The 19948-nt window shown below is 63.9% G+C and carries 21 protein-coding genes and 4 pseudogenes; 16 read left to right on the top strand and 9 right to left on the bottom strand.

Features of this window, described 5'->3' with window-relative positions:
- Positions 1-18 precede the first annotated feature (18 nt).
- The 3 genes and pseudogenes from ABIB45_RS17240 (at position 19) to ABIB45_RS17230 (ending at position 2633) form a co-directional block, all read left to right on the top strand.
- Entirely contained in the window at positions 19-435 is a 417-nt protein-coding gene (locus tag ABIB45_RS17240; protein ID WP_354217061.1) for a LysR family transcriptional regulator, read from the top strand.
- 19 nt (positions 436-454) lie between these two features.
- Positions 455-1116: pseudogene (locus ABIB45_RS17235) on the top strand (DUF4397 domain-containing protein).
- Between the two features lie 443 nt (positions 1117-1559).
- Positions 1560-2633, top strand: coding sequence for a DNA polymerase IV (locus ABIB45_RS17230; RefSeq protein WP_502914540.1), 1074 nt, complete (start codon positions 1560-1562; stop codon positions 2631-2633).
- A 282-nt stretch (positions 2634-2915) separates the two neighbouring features.
- Here the strand turns inward: ABIB45_RS17230 and ABIB45_RS17225 are convergent, their stop codons facing one another.
- Both ABIB45_RS17225 and ABIB45_RS17220 read right to left on the bottom strand, forming a co-directional pair.
- Positions 2916-4628, bottom strand: a complete 1713-nt coding sequence (locus ABIB45_RS17225; protein WP_354217060.1) for an ABC1 kinase family protein — start codon at positions 4626-4628, stop codon at positions 2916-2918.
- A gap of 5 nt (positions 4629-4633) precedes the next feature.
- Entirely contained in the window at positions 4634-5176 is a 543-nt protein-coding gene (locus tag ABIB45_RS17220) for a PadR family transcriptional regulator (protein ID WP_354217059.1), read from the bottom strand.
- 170 nt (positions 5177-5346) lie between these two features.
- On the opposite strand from ABIB45_RS17220, the gene ABIB45_RS17215 reads away from it, so the two are divergent.
- The 3 genes and pseudogenes from ABIB45_RS17215 to ABIB45_RS17205 all read left to right on the top strand — a co-directional run bounded on the left by ABIB45_RS17215 (position 5347) and on the right by ABIB45_RS17205 (position 8765).
- The gene (locus ABIB45_RS17215; protein WP_354217058.1) at positions 5347-5811 is read left to right on the top strand and encodes a DUF8821 family protein; all 465 of its coding nucleotides are present in this window, start codon (positions 5347-5349) and stop codon (positions 5809-5811) included.
- A gap of 247 nt (positions 5812-6058) precedes the next feature.
- Positions 6059-7626, top strand: a pseudogene (locus ABIB45_RS17210) (UvrA family protein); the annotation flags it as partial.
- Positions 7627-8385: 759 nt separating this feature from the next.
- Positions 8386-8765, top strand: a pseudogene (locus ABIB45_RS17205) (VOC family protein).
- Between the two features lie 358 nt (positions 8766-9123).
- Here the strand turns inward: ABIB45_RS17205 and ABIB45_RS17200 are convergent.
- Positions 9124-9315, bottom strand: coding sequence for a Rossmann-fold NAD(P)-binding domain-containing protein (locus tag ABIB45_RS17200; protein ID WP_354217057.1), 192 nt, complete (start codon positions 9313-9315; stop codon positions 9124-9126).
- A gap of 694 nt (positions 9316-10009) precedes the next feature.
- Here ABIB45_RS17200 and ABIB45_RS17195 point away from each other — a divergent pair.
- The gene (locus ABIB45_RS17195; protein WP_354217056.1) at positions 10010-10507 is read left to right on the top strand and encodes a bacterial transcriptional activator domain-containing protein; all 498 of its coding nucleotides are present in this window, start codon (positions 10010-10012) and stop codon (positions 10505-10507) included.
- A 26-nt stretch (positions 10508-10533) separates the two neighbouring features.
- Here the strand turns inward: ABIB45_RS17195 and ABIB45_RS17190 are convergent, their stop codons facing one another.
- A complete protein-coding gene (locus ABIB45_RS17190) occupies positions 10534-10785 on the bottom strand; it encodes a hypothetical protein (protein ID WP_354217055.1) in 252 nt (83 codons plus the stop codon).
- A 208-nt stretch (positions 10786-10993) separates the two neighbouring features.
- Positions 10994-11218, bottom strand: a complete 225-nt coding sequence (locus tag ABIB45_RS17185) for a hypothetical protein (protein ID WP_354217054.1) — start codon at positions 11216-11218, stop codon at positions 10994-10996.
- Between the two features lie 58 nt (positions 11219-11276).
- Between ABIB45_RS17185 and ABIB45_RS17180 the strand changes: the two genes are divergently transcribed.
- Entirely contained in the window at positions 11277-11423 is a 147-nt protein-coding gene (locus ABIB45_RS17180; protein ID WP_354217053.1) for a hypothetical protein, read from the top strand.
- Between the two features lie 873 nt (positions 11424-12296).
- Here ABIB45_RS17180 and ABIB45_RS17170 read toward each other — a convergent pair.
- A complete protein-coding gene (locus ABIB45_RS17170; protein ID WP_354217052.1) occupies positions 12297-13307 on the bottom strand; it encodes a DUF4158 domain-containing protein in 1011 nt (336 codons plus the stop codon).
- Positions 13308-13365: 58 nt separating this feature from the next.
- On the opposite strand from ABIB45_RS17170, the gene ABIB45_RS17165 reads away from it, so the two are divergent.
- The 3 genes from ABIB45_RS17165 to ABIB45_RS17155 all read left to right on the top strand — a co-directional run bounded on the left by ABIB45_RS17165 (position 13366) and on the right by ABIB45_RS17155 (position 14947).
- Entirely contained in the window at positions 13366-13740 is a 375-nt protein-coding gene (locus ABIB45_RS17165; RefSeq protein WP_354217051.1) for an SDR family NAD(P)-dependent oxidoreductase, read from the top strand.
- Positions 13737-14183 (top strand): MarR family winged helix-turn-helix transcriptional regulator, encoded by a 447-nt coding sequence (locus tag ABIB45_RS17160; RefSeq protein WP_354217050.1) that lies wholly within the window; start codon positions 13737-13739, stop codon positions 14181-14183. The genes ABIB45_RS17165 and ABIB45_RS17160 overlap by 4 nt, the downstream gene beginning before the upstream one ends.
- A 230-nt stretch (positions 14184-14413) precedes the next feature.
- Positions 14414-14947 carry a hypothetical protein gene (locus ABIB45_RS17155; protein ID WP_354217049.1) on the top strand — a complete coding sequence of 178 codons (534 nt, stop codon included), beginning with the start codon at positions 14414-14416 and terminating at the stop codon, positions 14945-14947.
- A gap of 21 nt (positions 14948-14968) precedes the next feature.
- Here ABIB45_RS17155 and ABIB45_RS17150 read toward each other — a convergent pair whose 3' ends face one another.
- Positions 14969-15469, bottom strand: a complete 501-nt coding sequence (locus tag ABIB45_RS17150) for a DUF5129 domain-containing protein (RefSeq protein WP_354217048.1) — start codon at positions 15467-15469, stop codon at positions 14969-14971.
- A gap of 27 nt (positions 15470-15496) precedes the next feature.
- A complete protein-coding gene (gene arfB / locus ABIB45_RS17145; RefSeq protein ID WP_354217047.1) occupies positions 15497-15919 on the bottom strand; it encodes an alternative ribosome rescue aminoacyl-tRNA hydrolase ArfB in 423 nt (140 codons plus the stop codon).
- A 116-nt stretch (positions 15920-16035) separates the two neighbouring features.
- On the opposite strand from arfB, the pseudogene ABIB45_RS17140 reads away from it, so the two are divergent.
- The 5 genes and pseudogenes from ABIB45_RS17140 to ABIB45_RS17120 form a co-directional block, all read left to right on the top strand.
- Positions 16036-16552, top strand: a pseudogene (locus ABIB45_RS17140) (ZIP family metal transporter); the annotation flags it as partial.
- A 457-nt stretch (positions 16553-17009) separates the two neighbouring features.
- Positions 17010-17588, top strand: a complete 579-nt coding sequence (locus ABIB45_RS17135; protein ID WP_354217046.1) for an RNA polymerase sigma factor — start codon at positions 17010-17012, stop codon at positions 17586-17588.
- Positions 17575-18420, top strand: coding sequence for an anti-sigma factor domain-containing protein (locus ABIB45_RS17130; protein ID WP_354217045.1), 846 nt, complete (start codon positions 17575-17577; stop codon positions 18418-18420). The genes ABIB45_RS17135 and ABIB45_RS17130 overlap by 14 nt, the downstream gene beginning before the upstream one ends.
- Positions 18421-18750: 330 nt before the next feature.
- Complete coding sequence (locus ABIB45_RS17125; protein WP_354217044.1) at positions 18751-18999, top strand: hypothetical protein; 249 nt, start codon at positions 18751-18753, stop codon at positions 18997-18999.
- A gap of 112 nt (positions 19000-19111) precedes the next feature.
- The gene (locus tag ABIB45_RS17120) at positions 19112-19417 is read left to right on the top strand and encodes a putative quinol monooxygenase (RefSeq protein WP_354217042.1); all 306 of its coding nucleotides are present in this window, start codon (positions 19112-19114) and stop codon (positions 19415-19417) included.
- 99 nt (positions 19418-19516) lie between these two features.
- Here the strand turns inward: ABIB45_RS17120 and ABIB45_RS17115 are convergent, their stop codons facing one another.
- A complete protein-coding gene (locus tag ABIB45_RS17115; protein ID WP_354217041.1) occupies positions 19517-19642 on the bottom strand; it encodes a hypothetical protein in 126 nt (41 codons plus the stop codon).
- Positions 19643-19948: the final 306 nt, after the last annotated feature.

Below are 19948 nucleotides of genomic sequence, written 5' to 3'. Positions count from 1 at the left end.
CGGGTGTGACCTTGGCTTATGGAACTTCGCTGGATGCGTGCCTTTGTGGCTGTGGCCACGGAACTGAATTATGGCCGTGCTGCTCTCGTCCTCCACGTCAGCCAACCTGCCGTGAGCCAACAGATCCGCCAGCTCGAGCGGGATATCGGCGTCCAGTTGGTGGAACGCAGTTCACGCTCGGTGCGCCTGACCATGGCGGGAACGGCTTTCCTGCCCCGCTGCCAGGAAACTCTGGCCGGCGCGGACGCGGCTGTGCGCGCGGCGCGTAATGCTGGTGACGGCGAACACGGATTGGTCCGAGTCGGTTTCGTCGGTGCCATGGCGAGCCGAGGTGTGTCTTCCCTGACAAGCACGGTGCGGAGCCGGCACCCTGGGGTCGAGCTGCGTATCTCTGCCTCTGACCACAGCCGAGGTACTCGAGCAGTTCAGGGGTGACCGGCTCGATGTCGGGTTCATGGCAGAGCAACGCGAGGTGCCGGGGACCTTCGCGGCTCCAGCGCAGGCCGGCGGTTGGCACCACCACGACACCGCCAAGCTCTCGGTCTTGCACGCCGTGCCCGGCCTGACTGTGGACGTATGGGTCAACGGCACCCTCACCCTAGATGACTTCACCCCCGGAACCGTGGCCGGTCCCCTGGAACTCGCTGCCGGCGACTACCATATCGCCATCACCGCCTCGGATGCCACCAGCGCGGACAACCCGGTGATCGGGCCGGTTACCGTTGAACTCGACGACGGCGGCAACTACACCGCGGTGGCCCACCCCGACGCCGACGGTGCCCCCACGGCCACACTCTTCACCAACGACACTAAGGCTCCCCGCAACGACAACAAAGGAAAGCTGACGGTCAGGCACGTGGCCGCAGCACCCGCCGTGGACGTCCTGGCTGGCGGAACGGCAGTGATCGAGGGCTCAGCAATCCGGATGAGGCCACCCTGAAGCTGAAGGCCGGAACAAATTCGGCGTCCGTTGCCGCGGCCGGGACCACCGACCCGGTGATTGGGCCGGCCGACATCACCGTCGAGGCCGGCAAAAACACGATCGTGTACGCCTGGGGCAGCCTGGCTGACGGCACCTTGGCCGTCGCAGTCCAGGTTGTTGACTCCGAGAACTAGGGACGCGGCCGTCACTGTCGCCGCTCCGCTAACGGCGTACGAAGCAACGACGTGTGCCAATACCCCCATTGACAGCGGGGCCGCATGACGGGCGCCCCGCTGTCGTGTCTGTGTCCGGTCCACCGACGCAAGCTGTTCCAACACCCCGCTCTATGGCGGACTGCGCCCGTCAAGTTCGTAAGACAGCTTGATTGATTTTCGTCCTACCCTGCTACCCGTTTGATCGCGTGGTGGTATTCGGCCAGGGCGCGGGCCGCGGGCTCGCCCTGGTTGTCGGCGTGGCGCCGGCGGCACCTGTAGGCAGGATTCTCCGCCGGGCCGTAGACACGCCGCACTGCGCTGATTTATGGACGCAAAAAATCCTGCAACTCCCATCCCACCCTCCTGCCGGGTCTGGCGTAAAAAGTGTGCTCCTCGCATGACGATTAGGGCAGACTGGTGGCGTGAGCGGAATCCGGTGGGTGCTGCACGTTGATCTCGACCAGTTCATCGCGGCGGTCGAAGTACTCCGCCGGCCCGAGCTCGCGGGCAAGCCGATCATTGTCGGCGGTCGGGGGGACCCCACGGAACGTGCTGTGGTGTCGACCGCATCCTACGAAGCCCGGGCGTTCGGCGTGGGTTCAGGAATGCCTTTACGCATCGCGGCCCGGAAAGTGCCAGACGCCGTCATCCTGCCCGTCGATCACGAGGCTTATCTCGCGGCGTCGGACGCGGTGATGGCTACCCTGCGCGCGCAGCCCGGCGCCACCGTGCAGGTGCTGGGCTGGGATGAAGCCTTTTTGGGCATCCAGACCGAGAACCCGGAATCCTACGCCCGGCAGGTGCAGGCCGCTGTCCTGGAGCGAACGCATTTGCATTGCAGCGTGGGCATCGGCGACACCATGGTCCGAGCCAAGGTCGCCACCGGATTCGGCAAGCCGGCTGGCGTCTTCCGTCTCACTGCCGGCAACTGGCTCGATCTTATGGGCAGTCGGCCCACCAGGGACCTGTGGGGCGTCGGAACCAAAGTCTCGGGCCGGCTGGCGAAACTCGGCATCAACACAGTCGCCGAGCTCGCAGGAACCGACCCCCCAGACCTGGTCCCGGAGTTCGGCCCCAGGATGGGTCCCTGGTATGCGGAGCTCGGCCGCGGGGACGGCGCCAGCATGGTGGACGACACCCCGTGGGTTGCCCGCGGACACAGCCGCGAAACCACTTTCCAGCGGGACCTGACCGAGCCTGCCCAGGTGGACGACGCTATAAGGGAGTTAGCGGCTCGCGTACTTCAGGATGTGGTAGCTGAAGGGCGGCCGGTGGTCGGGCTGACGCTCAAGGTCCGTTATGCGCCGTTCTTCACCAAGACCTACGCAAGGAAGATTCCCGAGACATTCGAACGGAAGGAAGTCATCGCCCGAGCCCTGGATCTCACAGCAAGGATCGAGCCGGCCCGGCCCATCCGGCTCCTTGGTTTGCGGGCAGAAATGTCGATGCCCGACGATGCACGGAAGGGACATACTCCGACACGTGGCGGCTGGTGACGCGGTAGTGCCCTAGAGCGCATCGACTCTCCTGGACACTCCAGGTGAATTCTTCCACGTCAAACCTCGCCGTTATCCGCCAACCCGGAGCCTTGTGGGTCTTCGTCATTGGCCATCTCTTCGACTCAATCCACGACCTCGTCGGGGTAAATCGGGCCGGGCTGCGCGTTGTCGTCTGTCTCCCAGTGGGCTGGGCCCCCCTGCGGCGGTGACTGCCGTTGCGACGCCGTCCGGAACGGCGTCGCCATTATTGTCGACCAACCATTGCCGCGACCACATCACTCAGAGGCCGCGGCGCCCCACCCACAGCCCGTGCAGCAGCGGTACGACCGACGCGATCATCAGCACGCTGCCGAGCACGGTGTCGTCCGCCCGGACCACGGAACCTGCGATGAGCAGGGCGCCGAATATCAGCGCCGAGGCCGATCGCTGCGCGGTGCGGTTCAGGCGTGCCATCTGCCGTTCGAGACGCGGGTTGGACACAGACAATGAACCGTCTTCGATGCGGGTGAGAAGCCTATCGAGGCGATTCGGCAGACGCACGGCGACCCCGGCGGCGTCGAGTGCCTGCTGAGCCACGTCCTGCACAATGTTGCCTCGCTCGTCGCGCAGCAGCTGGGCCGCATAGGGTTCCACCGCATCCCACAGATTGAACCGGGGGTCCAGCGAGCTGCACACCCCCGATGTCAGTGACATCGCCCGGATGATAAGCAGGAAGTTCTCCGGCAACTGGAACGGCAGGGAACGAATCAGGTCGCCAAACTCGACGGCAAAAACAAGGAACTCCTGCTGGTCCACCTCGCGGAGCTCGGCGAAGCCCATCCCACCAAACCTGGCGAAGAGCTGAGTCATGGCCCTTTCAAGCTCGGCCGTATCGGCCGACGGCACCAGCACACCGACGTCCCTTATCGCGGTCACCAAGCCCTTGCCATCCCTCGCGGCGGCCGCGATCAGAAGCTTCCGCAGGCCGCGTCGGGTGCTGGGCGGAACTTCGCCCATCATGCCGAAGTCGATGAACGTCAGCTGCCACGGGCGCCCTGGTGATGAATTGGTCACCGGAGTGACAAAGATGTTGCCGGGGTGAGGATCGGCGTGGAAGAAGCCTTTGGTGAACAGCTGGTCGAACATGACGGACGCGAAAACCGGGGCAACGCGCGCCGGGTCAATGCCCGCTGCACGAAGCGCCTCCGAGTCCGTGATCTTGATAGCCGTGACGTCGGCGAGGGTGAGCGCACGGCGGGTAGTCCATTCCCATGCGACCTCGGGTACTCCCACCCTGTCGTCGGCGGTGAAATCAGCCGCGAAGCGCTCTAAATTAGCCGCCTCATGCAGGTAGTCGATCTCCTCAAGACTGGTCTGCGCAAACTCCTCCACCAGGGCAGGCATGTCCGCACGATTGGACACCAGGCGCAGGTGGCTTAGCCAGCCGCCCACGCGCCGCAGTGCCGCCAGATCGACGTCGACAATCGCGCCAATGCCCGGGCGTTGCACCTTCAACACCACGTTGTCGAGACCGGCGTCGGCGGCGTTGGCGGGAAGGAGCCGTGCCCGGTGCGCCTGCCCGAGGGATGCGGCGGCGATTGGCGTCTCCTCGACCCAGGTGAAAACCTGGTCCAGCCGCGAGCCCAGCTCCGCCTGGGCCAGGGCACGGATTGCGGGGAACGGTACCGGGGGAACCTCGTCCTGAAGGCCCTCAAGCTCCTTGGTGATCTCGGGCGGTAGCACGTCGAGCCTGGACGACAGGAACTGACCGACCTTGATCATCAGGCCGCCCAGGTCCACCGCGAGCATGTGGAATCGCTGCGCGAACCGCAGCATCCTTTTCGCCCGGGTGCGCTCGGCGATTCTGCCGAGTCCGACGCGGGGGAGGAGCAGCTCAAACCACCAGGTTACGGTCAGATGCCACGCGGCGAAGCGCAGGATGCGGCGGTAACGGGCACGGGTGTTCCCGGCGCCGGGAACCGGATCTGATCGGCCCCGACGAACCGGCGTCACCCCCGTCAGTCCTGGGCGAGGATTGAATACAGACGACGACGTGCCTCATCGAGCACCGCCACCGCCTGCTGCACCTGCGCCGGCGAGCCAGTGCGACCCACCTGGGCCGCGGCCTGCGCGAGCTCGACGCCAGCCTTCGGCAGTGCCGCGAACCCGGTGCCGAATGCCGGGCCCGGTGACTCCCATGGCGCTGAAGCATCTCCGTGCGCTGCATCCGCCCGGCCCGCTTCGGTCAGCGAGTAGATCTTGCGGCCGTTGGACTCCTCGGCACGGACGAGCCCCTCATCGGCCAGCAGTTGCAGCGTCGGGTAGACGGAGCCGGCACTCGGCTTCCAGCTTCCACCGCTGCGCTCCTCGATTTCGCGGATGATCTGATAGCCGTGCATCGACCGCTCCGCGAGCAGGGCCAGCACTGCCGAACGCACCTCGCCTCGCCCTGCGCGGGTGCCCGAACGCTTCTCAAACCTAGAACGCAGCTCCTCCACGGCCTGCCACATGCTGTCGATGTTGGGGCCGCCAAATCCGCCCGCCGGGTATGAATTACGCATGCTGCTCTCCTTAGCGAATCGCGAACGATAGTCAACGATACGTCCCGATACACAGGAAAACCAGAAGTGCGGGACTCGCTGAGGGCCAGGGCCGAACCACGAGCATTCGGACGACGGCGAAGCCTGCCGTCACGTTATCGTTGGTCCAGCACATCTAATCAGGAGGGCCTATGCCTTACGTCGTTGACTTCAAGAACGTCTCCACTATCGGCCTGGAATCCTCTCCGGTAGCCAAGACACTCGCCGGGTTGCGCGCCAACGAGGGCCGCTACTACCGGAACAAGTACGACCACGTCTTCACCGTAAGCCCTGCTGGCGAGGTTCCGGAAGTGGTCGACAGGGTGAGCCGCATCCTGAGGGAAGAACGCGACATCGTCATCGGCTCCAGCGCGCTCGAAGCAACCGCCTTCGAGGTCGACGGTTTGCGGATGGATTACGTGTTCTATGAGTCGGGGCTGTCGATCAACGTCATGTACAGCATCGAGGCGGGCGGCAAACGGGCGGTCGGATTCAAACTGGCCGACGGTATGGAGATTCCAGAGGAACTGGCGTCCCGGTTTAAGTTCGCCCGCCAGAAATCGAAGCTGGCAGGCGTGATCCGCGGCTCCTACTTCGTGATCAAGGGAGATTACTGAACAGCCATGTTCCGGGCCTGGCGCCCTCGGGGTGGCGGTCCACCAAAGTACAGATTCCGCACCGGACCTGCATCGTTGGCCAGTTGCGGTGCGGAAATGAGAGAATAGAGGGCCGCTTCGCAAGCGGAGTCGCTGGGCACGTGCGGAGCGAAGTCGTTCGCGCGACCGCCCTCTTCGGAAGGCATGCCGTCCATCGGGATGTCGGGGTCGGCGCTTCGATCACGCCCGTTAAATCGCTTCGTGCCTTCTGCATCAATACCGTCATCTGTTCATTCGCCTTCCTCATCCAGGTCCGGGTGCGCGGTGCCGCGTCCACAATCTCCGGGATGTCTCAGTGGAGTTCCCCCGTGACGCTCTGGTGGTCCTTACAGGGGTTTCCGGTTCGGCTAAATTCTCGCTGGCATTCGACACGATCTTCTCCGAGGGCAGAGACGCTACGTCGAATCCTTGTCCTCGTACGCTCGGATGTTCCGGGACCAGGCCGGAGGTCGAGTCGATCGAAGGTCTCAGTCCGGCACTGGCGATTGATCCGAAATCGACGAACCATAACCCGCGGTCTACGGTCCGGACCATCACAGAGATCCAGGATCACCTCCGGCTGCTTTGGGCGCGGATCGGCATTCCCGACTGCGCAGTATGCGGAGAACCAGTGAAACGGCAGACTGTACGGCAGATCGCTGACCAGCTTATGCAACTGCCGGAGCGCACGAGGTAGCAGCTCCTGGCGCCTGTAGTAGTGCAGAACAATGGCAAGCATGCCGATCTGCTGGGCGACCTCACCCAGGCGGCCTTCTCCCGGGTGCTTATCGACGGCGTAGCTCTCCGCCTAAGTGTCGTCGCGCCGCTGCAGAAACAGCTCAAACACGACATCACAGCGATCGTCGACAGGCTGGTCGCCGGCTCCGGCGTGCTTGCCCGCCTCACGGATTCGATCGAGACAGCTTTGCGCAAATGGTGGAGCCGTTACCTTCGCGAGATCCCTTGCCGGGCCTGCGGCGGGAGCCGCCTGCGACCGGAAGTACTCGCGGTCACGGTCGGCGCCAGGAGCATCGGAGAGGTGGCGGCTCTCCGAGCTGGGCCAGTTCATCGAGCAGATCGAGCTCACCCCACAAGAGCAGCAGATCAGCGCTCAGATTCGCCAAGAATCCTTGTGCGCGTCACGTACCTGCTGGATGTCGGGCTTAACTACCTTTCGCTTTCTCGAGCTGCGGGAACCCTGTCCAGCGGGGAAACGCAGCGCATCCGCCTCGCCGCTCAGGTCGGTACAGGCCTCTCCGGGGTGCTGTACGTGCTCGACGAGCCGAGCATAAAGGACTGCACCAGCGCGACAACGACCGGCTAATCGCGACCCTGCACCGGCTGAAAGCACTCGGTAATACGCTCGTTGTGGTCGAACACGACGAGGACACCATCCCCGGCGCTGACTGGATCGTCGACGTCGGTCCGGGAGCCGGTGAGGCCGGAGGAAGCATCGTGCACAGCGGGCCGTTGGCGCAGCTGCTTGACCATCGCTCCTCGGTTACCGCCGCCTACCTCTCTGGCCGGAAGGCAATCGCCGTCCCCGAGCACCGCCGCCCCGTCGATTCAGGGCGGACGCTGGGAATTGTTGGTGCCCGAGCCAACAACCGGCAAAATGTCGACGTCGATGTGCCGCTGGGCGTGTTCGTTGCCGTAACAGGAGTCAGCGGTCCGGGTAAGTCCACCCTTGTCAATGAGATCCTTTACAAGGTGCTGGCGAACACCCTCAACGGCGCCTCTCAAGTGCCAGGGCTCCACACCCGTGTCAATGGACTCGACCAGCTCGAGAAGTCGGTCTCGGGTATGTGCGGTTGGGGCATAGCTCGACCACCTGTCCGTTGGCGAGGCGTAGCGGGTTAAGGTCGCCCCAGAGCTCCAACGGCGCAGCCGTGGACGCACCATTTACATCCTTGACGAACCCACCACGGGACTCCACCTCGACGACGTCGGCAAACTCCTCCACCTCCTGCACAGCCTCGTCGATAAAGGGAACACGGTGGTCACCATCGAACACAACCTTGACGTGATCGAAACCGCGGACTGGATCATCGACTTCGGCCCGGAAGGTGGAGCCGGGGCGGGGTAGTCGTTCCGAGGGGAACACCTGAGACGGTCGCAGACAGCGCGAGGTCCGCCACCGCGCCACACCTGCGGGCCACTGGTCACTGGCAAATAGGATGCGCAGCGGTGGTTGATTGCTTTGCAGGGGGCGGTCACCGCATTCCCGTGAATTGGGTCTTTTGCATTGGGTTCCACCGGGCTATTGTCGGGAACCGCTTCCACGCAAGACCAGACCATGGCGCAGGGCAGCGGAACCCATTCGCATTCGGGTCCGGCGAGTGGACCTGCGTGGTCTGCGAGTTCGAAGGCGGCGGCCGCACGGTGACCGTGGCCAAGTGGAAGGACGGCGCGATCGCCGAGGAATACATCTGGGCATGATCACCACCTAGTCAGGAGGGCGGGGAAGGCGCGGTCACCTTCGAAGATCCGGCGCCCGCCAAAGTGGGTTCGGATATCTGCTGTGTTCGCATCGCTGCCCTCCGTACACTAAGTTTCATGGCATCCCGTATCAGCGAACTCGTCCTGAACTGCGCCGACCCCGAACTTCTCGCGCGGTTCTGGAGCGAGGTCCTTGGCTACGTCGAGCTCGACAGGGACGAAGGTGCGATCGAGATCGGCCCGCCCGATGCCGGGTTTGGCGGCCTGCAGCCCACCATCTTCCTCAGCCCCAGCAGCAACCCTCGCATCGGAAAGCTCCCACTGCACATCGACGTCAACCCCGTCGACCGGGACCAGGACGCCGAGCTGGAACGGTTGCTCGCACTCGGCGCCCGCCCCGCCGACGTCGGGCAGACCGGCGACGAGCAATGGCACGTCCTGGCAGAAACCCTGAAGGCAACGAGTTTTGCCTCTTGCGCAAACGGCTCGAGCCCTGATTCTTCAGTCGGCTGATTAGTCGTCGATGCCGGTGCTGAGGCTGAGCCCCTGCCATTCGTCCAATTCGACGGGCTGTCGCTCCTGGACTGCGGTGAAGGCGCCGAACGCGTCCTGGCCGAGCACCAGCAGCTCGGGCTGGTTCGGGGCCTAGCGACGGTGAGGATGGCCTTCGCGGCTTTCGCGGGGTCTCCGGGCTGGGTGCCGTGGACGGTGTTGTGCTCTTTGCGGCGTTTGCCGGCTTTCTCCGTGTAGTCCTCTACCGCCGTCGCGGACTGGGTGAGCGAACGGCCGGCGCGGTCGGTGAGGAGCGCGCCGGGTTCGATGACGGTGACATTGATGCCAAGATGCTGGAGTTCCTTATAAAAGGGAAACCGAAAGGCCTTCGAGGGCGGCTTTGGTTGCGGAGTAGTATCCGGACCAGGCGGGGAGATACGCGCACCGATGGAGGAAATATTCAGAATCGACCCTGACCGCGTTGATCATGTCGACGGCGCCGAAAACGTTGGTGTCGAACAATTGGCGGATGTCGGCGTCGTCGGCTTCCTCCACGTCGGCACGGTAGCCATAGCGGGCATTGTTGACGCACGTCGATGCTGCCGAACCGGGCGTGCGCCCGCTGCACCGCCGAGTTAATCTGCTCTTTGTCGGTCACATCGAGCGGGAGGGCCAGGGCTGTGTCCGTGTATGGCCGCGAGATCCTGGAGGGTACTTTCGTTCCGGGCGGTGACGACGGTGTTGTGGCCGTGGGCGAGCACTGATTCGGCCAGGGGCCGGCCGAGTTCGTGTATGCATGTTGTCTCCTTTGTCGAGGGGCGCCTGGCGGGCCTGGCCGACCGGCCTGCCTTCAGTCAACTTGCCTTTGGGCGGGTGTCGGAGTGCCTGCCGAAAGCTGTACTGCCAGGCATCCTTTAATACGGTCCGGACTCTTACCGTGGAGCGCTCCCTGAAGAACGATGCAGACCATTGACAGCCCACTGCGCACTGCGGAAAGTGGTCATTACATGCTTTTCGGCCCCACGCTTGATTGGGGGTATCCATGGGCAATGACGGCTATGGTTTTCGGTTGAGGCTGCTTCAATCGTGGCAACTTCGTCGGGACACCGACGTGGTGCCCGTTGCTGTGCGGCAACAACGGCTCGTTACTGCGCTGGCTGTTAATGGGCCCCGTCCCAGAAGCTACCTTGTCGGTCTGTTGTGGCCGGAGGCCCCGGAGTCAAGGGGGCTCGAAAGCCTTCGCGTTGCCGTGCATCTCATCTCGAAGCAAGTCCCCGGCCTCATCGTCAATGGCGGAACCACGCTGTCCCTCAGTGAACTTGTCGATGTGGACCTGCACCGGCTTCGCGCCCAGATCCGGGAATTAAGCCGGTCTGGACTCAATGGAAACGTGGCTGTATGTCTCCAGCAGTTACGGGACTCCGACCTACTTCCGGGCTGGTACGACGATTGGGTGCTCTTCGAGCAGGGCAGGCTGCAGCAGGATCGCCTCCACGCCTACCACATCATTGCCCGGGAGTCGCTCGCACGTGGTGACTATGAGTCTGCCTTGGAAGCTGCGGAGGCGGCACTGGAACTCGAACCGCTCTATGAAAGCGCCGTTGGACTTCTCATCCAGGCCGAACGGCGGCGAGGCAACAACGCTGCCGCCCTTCGCGCTTTTGGCAAATACACGTCGAAACTTAAGGAGGAAATCGGCCTGGGGCCTTCGGAGGCCATCCGGCGCCTCATTGCAGACATTTCCTGAGTGCAGGGGTACGGAGCGGGAAGCAGCTACATCTCAGTGGGAGGCGCCGATCGGGTACTGAGCCATTGGCGCACCACACTGAGGACCTCATCCGGATCAGCTGTAGAGATACTGCTCGGCTCAGCGTCCGGGGCTTGGCTATAGGTCAGCCTGGCGCGAAAACCTGGCGTCTGGTCCGGCTCGTTCCAGGTGCGGATGACCAGGGTGCCCATCGACAGCATCGTGGGGTCTGACGGGACGTCGTCGGAGATTCCTGACGGCGGGTCATCCTTTGTCATGGCAACGTACCTTACTCTCATTCAGCGGATGTCCATGTGGTGAAAGCCCGCGGAGCCTGCCTTGATACTGCAACAAGAGAATCAGCAATCAGCCTAGCTTTGCGAAAGGTTTGCTCAAGATCGCCGCCCATGAAGGCGTCCCGCCCTGATGCGCGAGCAGCTCGCACCGGCTGGACCTGGAAAGTCGCTGCCGGGCGGGCTGTCACTCCTAGCGCTGGCGTGAGGTGCCGTGCGCGTGGGCCGGGGCCGCAGTTGCCCCGGAGATGCAGCCTGTAATCCAGGACATCATGCCTGCTCTCACCCGGTAATGGGTGAAGTATTCGGCCGTGCCGCGGATTTCCCAGAGGCCGCAGTCCTTGTCGTCGAACTGCTTTTCCACATAGCCCAGCAGGGCCCGCGCCGAATACGAAGCGGCCCTGATCAGAGAACGCACCAACGCCGGACTGATCGCCGCGCGCTCCCGCGGGCGAAAGGGTGACAGGACACCCAAGATGACGCCAGCGCTCATCAGCAAAGCACAGCGGATGTATGACTCAAATCAGTTCACCATGGCCGAGATCGCCCACTCCTGCGACGTCACGCCAATGACGATCTACCGCCATATCCGCACCTCGGCCGCCAAACCGGAAGGTGCTTAGCGCTAACGGCTGTGCGGTTACTACTCAACCCCCGGAAGGGGCGGCCGCCCCTTCCGGATGACCCCACGCAACTTCGGCTCGCCGTGGCATCCATGCCAGCCCGGAACCAAAGTCAGCGAAGAATGCCATGAACTGGGAACCACCTGCCAGACCCTGTACCGTCATTTATCGCCGACTGGGAAACTTCGCCCGGCCTGGGGTAAAGCTCCTCACCAAACTAGGCCGCCCATCATGCAGCGCCGATTGCTGAGGCGGGGATCATTGAGGCGTACCTGCCGACAGCCTGCCCTCACCGCCGGTCGCGGTCGAGACAATCATCGCTGGCCCCCCATCGCCGGCAGCGCTCAGGTGGAGTGAAGGAGTGGCCCCGGCAGTATCCTTCCGGGGCCACTCCTTGTGTTCAGGGGATTCAGGGCATTGGTTGGGGCGTTGCGCTTCGCATTCGCTCCGGTGTCCAGCCACCGGTCTCTTCGACACCTGGAGTGGTGACCGTCGAATCCCCGCTCCCGTCAGAGCTCTGGCTTACTCTTTGTATGATCACTCCGGCCGCGAGTAGAGCGACGAGAAATGCGGTCAGCACGATGGCGGTGGTTCTGCGCCGTTTGCCGGTGTCTGCGTGCATGAGACTCATGGCCTTGATCTCCTTGGCTCCGCTATTAATACATCAGGTTGTACGTGCTCAGCACGTCGCTGGTGTTCGGAGTTGCGAGCAGAAGCGGCTCGCCGAAAAGCGTCCTGCGCGATGTGACTGCGAAGGCGTACCCGAGGTCCTGATTGATGATGTCTTTCAGCCACGGCCCCCCGCTGGCGCCGCCGGTCATGTCGCAGTAAAGGGCAGAATCAGTGCTACTGAAACCGTAGGCTTCCCCGGTGTCATCGCAGTAGTAGGGAAGTTCTCCTCCATAGGGTGCTTCCGCCGGCCAGCCCCAGATCCGGGTGTTGCTCGATCGCGGCCTCGGCAATCCGGAACAGGATCCCTTCCTTGCCCCGAACCCGGCGCAGATCCTCCGTCAGCTCCCGCTCGACCCGCCGATCAGCCCGGGTATTGATTTTCAGCACCAAGGCGATCAGCAAATCGACTAGGGCGTCTGTGATCTCCGCAGGCCGCTGCCAGCACAACGCCGCCAACAGCGTTACCGTACAGGTGCCGGCATCGCCCTCAGGTCCGAGGGGTAGGCCCGGGCCGCCCGCGACCGCCAGGCCTCCACAAGTTTGGCCGGCGTAGACGCGAACAGCCCAGCAGGCAACCCCAGGGCCCGGATCGCGGCGAGCTTGCCGACTTCCTTCAAACAGGGTTTCCAAGCCCACCTGACCGGGATCAGCCTTCAACTCTGCCAGCGACACGATATCGGCTCCATCAGTAGCCAGACCCTCTAGCCGTTCCGCACACGCCGCACCCCGACGGGCGACGGTTGGGTCGCAGAAGTCCTTCTCGGACGCTGCCCGGGCGGAGCCAAGGATGCGCTCAATCCGCCCTGGCGGCTCAATCTGCTGAGTCCGGCACCGGAGAAGTATGGCTTCGCGTAACTGTTCGTCCCGCTGTTCAACCGGGCACACCTCGCGGGCCAGCCACTCGGCAATCTTCTCTTCATCGCTGCGGGAGAATTCCCGGAATCCGAAGGCCGTCCGGATCTGGGTCCGATGGCGCTTTGCTGTTCTGCTGGACCACTCGTAATCATCGATGGCCGTTGCATCGACTTTGATCTGGTCTGCAACGTACTCCACCGCACCATGAGGAAAATCCGATCCAGCCCCCGGAAAGCGGGCCTCAAGCTCAAAGAACTTCAGCAGCAGAGCAAAACCCAGCCCTGTCGCCCCCGACTTGTTGCCGAGTAAATCCCAGTCGTCGCCGATAAGTGTCCAAGTCCCCACCAGCTGATCCATCGATTGCTCCCGATTCGCACCCCTGTCAGGCCATGCTACTTGTCACCTAGGGACAGCTATGGGCGTACCGGGCCATAAAGCACACCTCGGCGGCCTCGACGTACTGGTGAACAATGCCGGCATCGCGGGCCCCACCGCCCCCGTCGATGAGTACGACGCCGGAGCTTTCGCCGCCGTCGTCGGCGTCCACCTCCAGGGCACCTTCAACGTCACCCAGCAGGCCATTCCGCTGCTGAACGAATCCGACGCCAACTCGATCGTGACGATGTCCTCCGTGGCGGGCCGCTTCGGCTACCCGAACCGCGTGGCCTACGCCACCACCAAATGGGGCCTGGTCGGTTTCGCCAAGACCCCTCGCCACGGAACTTGGCCCGTTCGGCATCACCTCGAACACCATCCACCCAGGCGCGGGTGGACGGTCCCCGGATCATGAGCGTATTCGAAGGCTGCGCCGCCGTCTCCGGCCGCACCGTCCAGGAAGAAATCGACAGCGCCATGGCCAGCCAGTCCGTGAAGAAGTTCATCACGGAGCTATCTGGTGACCTGATAACGACGCCTGCCGGAACCATCAAGAGGATCAACAAACTCCTCGACCCCGGACTGGTCACCAGGGAAAGCAACCCCCGGGACGGACGCGGCGCATTCATCAGGATGACCGGCGCGGGCAGCGACCTCATCCTTCCCGTGCTCCGGTCCGTTGCGGAATACGAGGATAGTGTCATCTCCCGCCTCTCCGGACCCGAGCGGGACGAACTGGCCACGCTGCTGCGCACCCTGCTCCCTGCATGTGGAGGCCGGGACGCCACGGCCCGGGCAACGTCAGGGCCCTTGAACGTGCGAACGCCCAAGTCGAGCATTACGGCCACGGTCTTGTAGACCTTCGACGGCCGGCTCCAGCTGCTTGACTAGGCGACCACAGTATTCAGCGGTCGGTAGTCAGCACTCTCGTTGTTGCTCGCGGGCCAACTCCAAGGGACTAAAGCCCCTGCCGGGTCAGAGCCAGCGGCGCTTCAGTTGATTGCGCGCACAGCGTCGAACTGACCTGCCTGTGGGCCGGGGAAGTCCGGGCGTCCGCCGCGAAGGCAAAGCTGGAAGGGCGCCAAACCGTGATCAGGAACCGTCGATATCACAGGGCACTCTGGGCAGCCACGGGTGTGCTGGCCCTCGTTGCAGCTGCCACGGGGAGCTCCGATCCCGGAGCCTACTGGGGCATCGTGGCGCCTACACTGATCCCCGGCGCCTATTCCCAGGATTTGATCTCTGCTGCGGCCGCCGCAGCGCTGATCTTCCTCGCCGTGTGGGCCGGACCGGGCCGGCCCAAGGGGCACGTCCTTGCCCTTGGCCTGCCGGGCTACCACTTCTATGCCTACGGGATCTACGTCATTGACTGGGCGTACAACGGGCTCTACCTGGTGTACACGGGAATCTTCACGCTTGCCTTCTGGGCACTGGCGGGGGCCTTGGCCAGCCTTCGGCGGGACCTGCCTGCTGCACTCCGTCCCAAGGCGCTGCTGATCATTTCCGCGTCCGGCGCACTTCTGCAGCCGTTGATGTTCTATCCACCGTGGATTGCCATGTTGTTGCCCCTGATGAGCACCAGGAACCAGATTGATTCGCTGTACTCGGTCTTCACCCCTTAGCCTGTGGTTCCGCCGCCGCCCCTAGCAGAGCTGACGCTGCCGACGCCGCTGTTGAGCCCTGAGCTGAAGGAAGGAATCGAGAAGAAATAGAGGACAGGAAGACGGTTCCGAGGATGCTGGGCTCATAAGCCGCCGATTGTGGCGGTCCGGGCCTTCCTGTGCATCCTCCATTTTCCTGCGCATCGGCTTTGCTTCCCGTTCCGTTTTGGCAAAGCCCTCGATCACGGTTTCTCCGTGGCTTTTCAGGAGACCTGACAGGTGGCTCCTGGCGTCGCGCAGCCGATCCAGGGCATCCTCCGGAGTGAGCGCACCGTCTGCGAGCCCGGCCGTCCAGCGTTCCATCTCGCGCAGGCTCTCATCCCTGGAGGACCTGAGCGCCGCTGCGGTAGCGGAGCCTCCTTGCCCGTGACTTTTGCTGAGGAAGGTCCGGTGTTTCTCCAGGACGCTGCTGCAGTAACGGGCGCGTTCCGGGATGGCGCCGGCATTCAGTTCCGTGACGGCTGGCCGCCCATGTAACCGCACCCACCGTCAGCCAGGTGGCGCCGGGAGCTATTCGCTGGTGGGCCGGCGTCGTTGCTGTTTCGTCGCTGACCGCTGTTGTTTTGCAGCGAGGTGTCGCCGGTTTGACCCGCGGGTTGGTTTGGTGGCCCGGCGGCGGGGAGCATCAGGCGCAAGGGCCGCCGCTATGAGGCCGGCGAGCTTCGCCAGGGCGATCTCACGGTTGCGCAGCTGGGAGCGCTGTTCGGAGGCGGTTACGGTGATGACCCCGGCAATGAAACGGCCTTCGATGCGCGTCAGCAGCCTCAGCCGCTGGACGTCCGAGAGCACCGCAGAGTCGCCGGCGTTCCATAAGAGTTCGACACGGCTGTCCGACGTGTTGACGTGTTGGCCTCCCGGTCCCGACGAGCGCGAGAAACGCCAACCGAGTTCCGACGAGGGAATAGTCAGCGCGGGTGACACCTCCAGATCCATGGAACCAGCGTTGCACAGGATGGTCGCGATCAAAGCCTCCAGTAGACCAAGCCCGCGTCGGACTACCATCGTCTGGGGTGAACCAAGCAGCCGAGAGAGCGGGAGGGGAATGAACCATGTCCATGTGGTTGCAGGCTCTGATGTGGGGGACGGTTGCCGGCGGGGCTCCGGTATCGCCTGGTTATGGAAAATTCCGCCCAAGTTGGTGTCCACGGTGATGGCGTTCGGGGCCGGCGTCCTGATCTCGGCCTTGGCATTGGAGCTGGTCCAGGACGCCGCCGAGGGCGGCTGACTGATCCCCACAGTGGCCGGCTTCCTGGCCGGCGGTGATCTTCGTCTGCTCCAATGTCCTGCTTGCCCGTGCGGGGCGAAGCACCGGGAACGGTCAGGGACGCACGCCTCAGAAAATGACGTGCCCGGCAGCGGAACCGCCATCGCAGTCGGCGCTTTGATCGACGGTGTCCCGAATCGGTGGTTCTCGGCCTTGGACTGGTATCGGCCGGAACAGTCAGCCCGCCCATGCTCGCCGCCGTTTTCATCTCCAACGTCCCCGAGGGGCTGTCCAGTACCGCAGGGATGAAGAAAGCCGGCAGGGGTCCGGCCTACGTTTTTGGGACCTGGACCGTCATTGCTGGAACGTCAATCAACATGAGCGTTGTGCCGGTGGGTGCGGCAGCCGGCGCAGCCATGGAGATACCGGAGGCCTTTGACCAGGCCGGATGGTACCGGTTCGGTCCGGAGCCGGGAGCAGCTGCAGGCACTGCCGTCATTGCCGGCCACTGGGAAACCATGTCCGAGCGGACAGGTTTCCCAGTTAAGGTACTGGCGGCGGGGACAGTTGTGCAGGCGGGACGGCAGGACGCCCCTGCACTGAACTATCGTGTGCTCTCCGTGGAACTCGTGGCCAAGGACAGCTTTGACGGTGATTCACTGTTCCGCCGTGGTGGTCCGCACGAACTAAAGTGGTCACCTGCGGCGGCCGGTGGCTGGACGAACGAATGGACTAAAGCGAGAATGTGATTGTCACCGCGGTCCTTGAGTGAGCGGTGATCCAGCCGTGATTCTCGTCGATGCCGGGAAGGAATCCAGCTTGGCACCACCTGACCAGGCGTCTCACGGGTGGGAGGACGGGTTGACCTCCTCATTCGTGGCAGGGGATGAGCGTGCCCTGGCAGCGGCCTACCGGGAGTTTGCCCCTCTGGTGCACGCGCTGGCCCTCCGCTCCCTGCGGGACCGCTCCGCGGCTGACGATGTCACGCAGGATGTATTCATCCGGGTATGGCGCTCCCGGAGCGCCTTCAACCCTCGGGTGGCACGGCTCCCCGCCTGGATTGTGGGGATCACACGGAACGTGATCTCTGACGCCCAATCCTCCTCTGCCCGGGAGATCCGCAAGGTCCTGGCTGTCGCCGGCGTCCGTGGGCCGGGCGAAACGGGACCAGAGCTGGAAGCAGCCGAGATCCTGGCCGACAGGCTGCTCCTTGACGGGGAGCTTGACAGGCTCGGCGAACCCCAGGGCTCCATCATGAAGCTCGCCTTTTTTGAAGACATGACGCATGAGCAGATTTCCCGGAAACTTGACCTTCCGCTTGGTACGGTCAAGAGCCATATCCGCCGCAGTTTGTCCCACCTAAGAAACCGATTGGAGGTAGACCATGCCGCATCTTGATCCGGAACGGTTGAGCCTCCTCGCGCTGTATGACGGCAGGCTGGACGCCGAGGGCAGGGAACACGTGGGCATGTGCGGTGAATGCGCGGCAGACTACGCGGCGCTGCGCCGCGCCGTGGACGCAGTAAAAACCACACCGGACGCCCAGAGCCTGGAGATCCCGGGCCCGCAGGTGTGGGCCTGCATCCACCGGCAACTGCGCCTGTCCCAGGCCCTGCAGGCAGATCCCCTGGCCACTGTCCGGAAACAGGCCCCAGTCCCGCCACCGGTCCCGGCGCTGGAGCCGACCCGGCAGCCGGAACACTCCCAGCCGCTGGAGCCGACCCGGCAGCCGGAACGCACCCACCCGCCGGAGCCGACGCAGTTGCGGGAACGGATGCGGGCCGCCGGTTACCCGCGGAGGCCCGCAGCCTGGTGGCAGCGTCCTGGGTCCTGGCTGGCCGCCGCAGCGCCAACGCTGCTTGTGGCCGGTGCCACCGTGTGGACCCTGAACCCGGCTCCCGCACCGGTAGCCCAGGCCGAGCTGACGCCGGTGGCCCAGCATTCCGCCACTGGCTCTGCGAAGGTGGTCAGGGCCGCTGACGGGACGCGCTTACTGGTAGTGAAGCTCAGTAAGGACGAAGCCCGGGGATACCAGGAAGTCTGGCTAATCGCCCCCGACCTCTCGCGTCTGATCAGCCTGGGCATCATGAACTCTGACGTGGGAACTTTCGCGGTTCCCGCCGGCGTGGAGCTCGCAGATTTCCCCATCGTCGACGTTTCCGACGAACCTGTTGACGGAAATCCAGGGCACTCCAGCAACAGCATCGTCAGGGGCACGCTCAATTCCTGAGTTGAGCTCGGTGCTTTAGTCAGAGGCACCCCTACGCAACAGGTAGCCGGACGGAGCCGGGTATTGACTACCGCACCGGCCATGGAAGCATACGAAGTGTCGGGACGGCGCCGCTCAAAGGCAGGCTGAGAATCGACAGGCAGTGGGTGTCCGATGTCCGCGCTCGGTGCAGCATCGTCGAGCCGGGGTGGAGCCTCTGCCGTCCTGGCTTCAGCCGGCCTGGTGCTGGGCGGATGCACTTAAGAAACAGACTTCCGGGAGCCGGCGGCACCCGCCCGGCTGCCCCGCCCCGAATGCCGTCGTTCCCCGGCCGCGAGCCAAAGGCACAGCATGAGCACGACAGTCAAGGACCCCTGCACGAACGGCTTCTACATCGGCTATGTCGGCGGCATCCCTGGCTACGGAACCCTTGTGACGGCCAGCACGGACAGGAGACGGCGGATCGCCCTTGCGGTGGCATGCACGCCGTCGCCGCTGATCAACGGCACCCATGCACTGGAGGGGTACATGACCGGAATCGCCGAAGATGCCCTCAACGCCAGCTGTCGCTTCGGCAGCGGGGTCTCGTTCGGCAAATAAGCCCGGCAAAACTCCGCCGTGGTGGTTCCCGCCCGAAGACTCACCGGCCGGCTACGATGATGTGGCGGCCGGTCCAACCCGGCCGCAATACCCAAGAGCAAGGAACGGTGATATGGCAGAGTCATATTTCCAGGTAGTTGTCCGCTACACGGTGAAGCCCGAGGAGACGGAAAACGTTCTCCGGCTGTTGGGCGAGATGGCCGCAGCCACCCGCGCGGAGAAAGCGAATCTGTCCTACGAGTTCTTCCAGAGCGTGGAGGACCCTGCCCAGATCGTGATTTTGGAGCGGTACACGGATGCCGCCGGCTTTGCGGCCCACCGCGACTACGACCATATTCAAACCATCGGCGCTGCGCAGATCATCCCGCGGTTGGAGCGCCGCACCATTCAAACCTTCGAAGCCACGGGGGATGCCTAGTTCCGTCCTCTACCCCGGCCGGGACCGGGCCGCGGCTGCCCGTGAGCCTGTTGCTGTGCGTAGCCGCCGCAAATCCGCAGTTCGCAACCCGGCCACAAATCACGTTGTGTGGGACGGCGCGATGTCGTGCGTGGCGGCCCATTCGCTGACGTCCCGGCGTTCGATCTCGGCGGCCGTCAGATCCGGGAACAGATCGGGCATGCAGGCGAAGGCTGGGACGCTCATGCCCGCGAGCGCAGCTCAAGCCCCCTCGCCCCGCAGCCGTTGCTGACCTGTCACGGGGCTGCCATTCTGGGTGGCTCCGCAGTTCTTGCAACAACGGAAGGATCCGGCCATGCCTCTGTATCTCTCGAAGTTCAGCTACACCCCGGAGACCTGGTCGAGGCTGATCAGCAACCCGGAGGACCGAAGGAAGGGAATACATCGAATCCGTCGGCATGCGGACAGCCGACCGGATCAAGTACCGTCCGCCTGGACCAGCTAGCAGCCGGCTCGAAGATCTCACACAGTCAGCAGCATCCGTGTCAGGAT

The sequence above is a fragment of the Arthrobacter sp. UYCo732 genome, assembly GCF_040547265.1.
Taxonomy (GTDB): Bacteria; Actinomycetota; Actinomycetes; order Actinomycetales; family Micrococcaceae; genus Arthrobacter.
The sequence above is the reverse complement of the archived record's forward strand: the minus strand, read 5'-3'. Positions and strand labels throughout refer to the sequence as shown.

Coding starts and splice junctions, on each gene's coding strand:
- ABIB45_RS17240 (WP_354217061.1), top strand. CDS start 19: ATGGAACTTCGCTGGATGCGTGCCTTTGTGGCTGTGGCCACGGAACTG.
- ABIB45_RS17220 (WP_354217059.1), bottom strand. CDS start 5,176: ATGCGTAATTCATACCCGGCGGGCGGATTTGGCGGCCCCAACATCGAC.
- ABIB45_RS17215 (WP_354217058.1), top strand. CDS start 5,347: ATGCCTTACGTCGTTGACTTCAAGAACGTCTCCACTATCGGCCTGGAA.
- ABIB45_RS17190 (WP_354217055.1), bottom strand. CDS start 10,785: ATGACAAAGGATGACCCGCCGTCAGGAATCTCCGACGACGTCCCGTCA.
- ABIB45_RS17180 (WP_354217053.1), top strand. CDS start 11,277: ATGACGCCAGCGCTCATCAGCAAAGCACAGCGGATGTATGACTCAAAT.
- ABIB45_RS17170 (WP_354217052.1), bottom strand. CDS start 13,307: ATGGATCAGCTGGTGGGGACTTGGACACTTATCGGCGACGACTGGGAT.
- ABIB45_RS17165 (WP_354217051.1), top strand. CDS start 13,366: ATGGGCGTACCGGGCCATAAAGCACACCTCGGCGGCCTCGACGTACTG.
- ABIB45_RS17160 (WP_354217050.1), top strand. CDS start 13,737: ATGAGCGTATTCGAAGGCTGCGCCGCCGTCTCCGGCCGCACCGTCCAG.
- arfB (WP_354217047.1), bottom strand. CDS start 15,919: ATGGATCTGGAGGTGTCACCCGCGCTGACTATTCCCTCGTCGGAACTC.
- ABIB45_RS17130 (WP_354217045.1), top strand. CDS start 17,575: ATGCCGCATCTTGATCCGGAACGGTTGAGCCTCCTCGCGCTGTATGAC.
- ABIB45_RS17125 (WP_354217044.1), top strand. CDS start 18,751: ATGAGCACGACAGTCAAGGACCCCTGCACGAACGGCTTCTACATCGGC.
- ABIB45_RS17120 (WP_354217042.1), top strand. CDS start 19,112: ATGGCAGAGTCATATTTCCAGGTAGTTGTCCGCTACACGGTGAAGCCC.
- ABIB45_RS17115 (WP_354217041.1), bottom strand. CDS start 19,642: ATGAGCGTCCCAGCCTTCGCCTGCATGCCCGATCTGTTCCCGGATCTG.